We start from the raw sequence: 2512 nt of genomic DNA on the forward strand, positions 1-2512 counted from the left end.
TGTTAAATCGTATGAAACATAGGGGAGTCATAGCCTCAGCACACCTAATAACATCAAGGGGACTAGAAGCAATTAAAAACAACGAACAGTTACGCAAACGCGTTGCAGACTAGGCAAGGTGCTTAATGCAGATCCGGCGGAACTCCTAAACCTCCTTTCTGCCTTAACCAATACGAGAACCCTGACCCTCTAAGATGAGAAGATCAGGCTCTTACCTATGTTTTAATTTAAATTCTAGTAGTTAACCTAGTTTAAGAGAATGAGAAACAAACCTTGTTTTTATTTTAAAAAGTTAAGTATTAGCGTCTTGGGTTTAGGAATTGCCCATACTTGGGGTCATGTAAATCGGTAGCGTCTTAGGCGCCTCAAGTACCCATGGTACTGGCTTTATGAAAGTCGTCATCATTGTCCCATTACTGAAATAGGTCCAGTGGTCTGCGAAGGCGTATTTACCACCAATGTATACTGTACCATTAAACATTCCTCCAAGCCAAGTCCAACTAGTCCAGTTCACATCCGGTGCAGTGTAGACGTATGTTAATATGCCCTGTGGTTTACCACTGGCATTAACGAAGGTTATTGTTGGCGTTATTTGCCCATTAACCTCGAAGGCGAAGGTGTATACGGGCACATAATCACTTTGATAAGGCGGTGGGATGTCATAGTCCGCCAGAATTACTAAGCTGAAGTTATAGGTACTTAGCATCTTTCCGCTGGCTAACTCAGCATAGGTGCCTGGCTTAACTACGACCCTTATATTACCCACTTGCAATGTGTAACTCTGCCCAGATACTGCATTAACGGTAACTGTTTCACCAGCCACAACCACAAAGGCTGGTGTATTGCCATAATATGGTGCCCCAAAGCCAACCTCAGACATTGTATCACCCTCTAGCGGAACCAGGGTGAAGTCCATGGTTTCGTTATTTATCTGCCAAGAGGCGGTAGTTGCGTTGTAGATTAAGTATGCCGTGATGTTAACATGCATATCGTAGAGTGCTGGATAACCGGATTGACCAGGTGCAACCCAGCCTAGGAATACTGTTTCATTAGCCGTAACGGTGGCTGAGGCTCCACTTGGGTTAAGCGTTATTGATACCATTGGTGGAATAGCAGTCCCATTTGGAAGCAGATTCTGTGAATAGGTTGCAGCGAATATGAAATAACTATCCCAATTGTTGAAGAAACTCTCAATATTGCTTAAACCCTTGTAAACGCCAGTCTTTAAGCCAGGTGGTAATTGACCATTAACACTTAATGTAGCTGAAGATGCAAAGTACTGGGCTATTGCATTTGGTGGGAATTCAGCGGCCATACCGTTGATCTGCCATAGGAAGGCCTCAAGCGCTTCATTAGCCTCCAATGCATGTTGAGATGGATAACCAGCTATTACTGCTGATGGTGGTAACTCGTTACCAATCCACGTTAATTGCGTTATGAGCGGTGTCTCATTAATTATCTTCACAGTAGCTACCGCAGATGCGTTGAAGACTTGGAGATATATTGGGTCATTAGCTGGCGCAACAAAGTACTGAACCACTGCTGAGACCTGGAATGTATCACCATTAATCTTCTTCACCGTTGGTAACGCTGTAGTATAGAAATAGACTGTCTCATACGTGCTGAAGAAGTTTGCTAACCACGTTGAGTTAAAAGTACTGTAACTATATACACCTGGATAGGGAGCACCCATTACTTGTGCAGTGAAGTTTAGTGATAGGAGTGGTAACACATCAGACGGTGATTCAATAGCTATACCATCTAGGAAGTCTAGGAATACACCTAAGGCGCTATTAGTCTTGTATACTAACATAACGTGGTTATCACTTGACATTGACTGTACAGTCGCCGTAATGGTACTGGTGACTGTACTAGTGGTTGTTGATGTTACGGTGGATGTTGTAGTAACGGTGGTCGGCATTGTTGTAGTTGTCGTCACAGTTATTGGTGTTGTTGTAGTTACAGTTGTGGGAACCGTAACCGTTACTTTAGTTGGTGTTTTAACTGCAAAGTACCCAGCCAACCCGAAACCCACTACCGCTAACACAGTTACTACTATTAAGCCTATGGTTTTCGCATCCATAATGCACCATAGTTCATTAAGTTAATTTAGAGAATTTTCGATTTTTATTACAATTCACTTACAAAATCCTCGCATATTGCATTTAAATTTTAGCCGTTTATGGCGAGATACCCTAGGTGTTAGCTTTAAGAGAATTAGAGGCAATTAACGAATAGTAACACACAAGGTATTACGGACTGAACATGGCTTACTTAATTCATCAGCAACACTGCCAATCAATGAAACAACCTTAGTCAGGACTAAACCTGGTAGAGTTCCTAAATCTAACTCTTTCATTTTTAGATTCTGCTCACAAGGCTAGGCTTCAGGGTACTGGCTGTGGAATCAGTACCACTTTCAATTCTTTTTTAGATTCTGGGGTCACCAGACCATGAGCCCTTGGAACTACCTCCAGGCTTTCAATTCTTTTTTAGATTCTGGGCTTCTTCG

General features: G+C 42.4%; 2 protein-coding genes. One reads left to right on the top strand and one right to left on the bottom strand.

Features of this window, described 5'->3' with window-relative positions:
- Nucleotides 1-313 precede the first annotated feature (313 nt).
- The gene (locus ACP5L5_RS11585; RefSeq protein ID WP_428763968.1) at nucleotides 314-1813 is read right to left on the bottom strand and encodes a hypothetical protein; all 1500 of its coding nucleotides are present in this window, start codon (nucleotides 1811-1813) and stop codon (nucleotides 314-316) included.
- Between ACP5L5_RS11585 and ACP5L5_RS11590 the strand changes: the two genes are divergently transcribed.
- Nucleotides 1800-2108, top strand: coding sequence for a hypothetical protein (locus tag ACP5L5_RS11590; protein WP_428763970.1), 309 nt, complete (start codon nucleotides 1800-1802; stop codon nucleotides 2106-2108). The two genes, ACP5L5_RS11585 and ACP5L5_RS11590, sit on opposite strands and share 14 nt — an antisense overlap.
- Nucleotides 2109-2512: the final 404 nt, after the last annotated feature.

The sequence above is a fragment of the Vulcanisaeta sp. genome, assembly GCF_049966235.1.
In the GTDB taxonomy this organism is placed as follows: domain Archaea; phylum Thermoproteota; class Thermoprotei; order Thermoproteales; family Thermocladiaceae; genus Vulcanisaeta; species Vulcanisaeta moutnovskia.

Excerpts from the sequence above, each read along its gene's own strand:
- ACP5L5_RS11585 (WP_428763968.1), bottom strand. The coding sequence starts at position 1,813 with ATGTTAGTATACAAGACTAATAGCGCCTTAGGTGTATTCCTAGACTTC.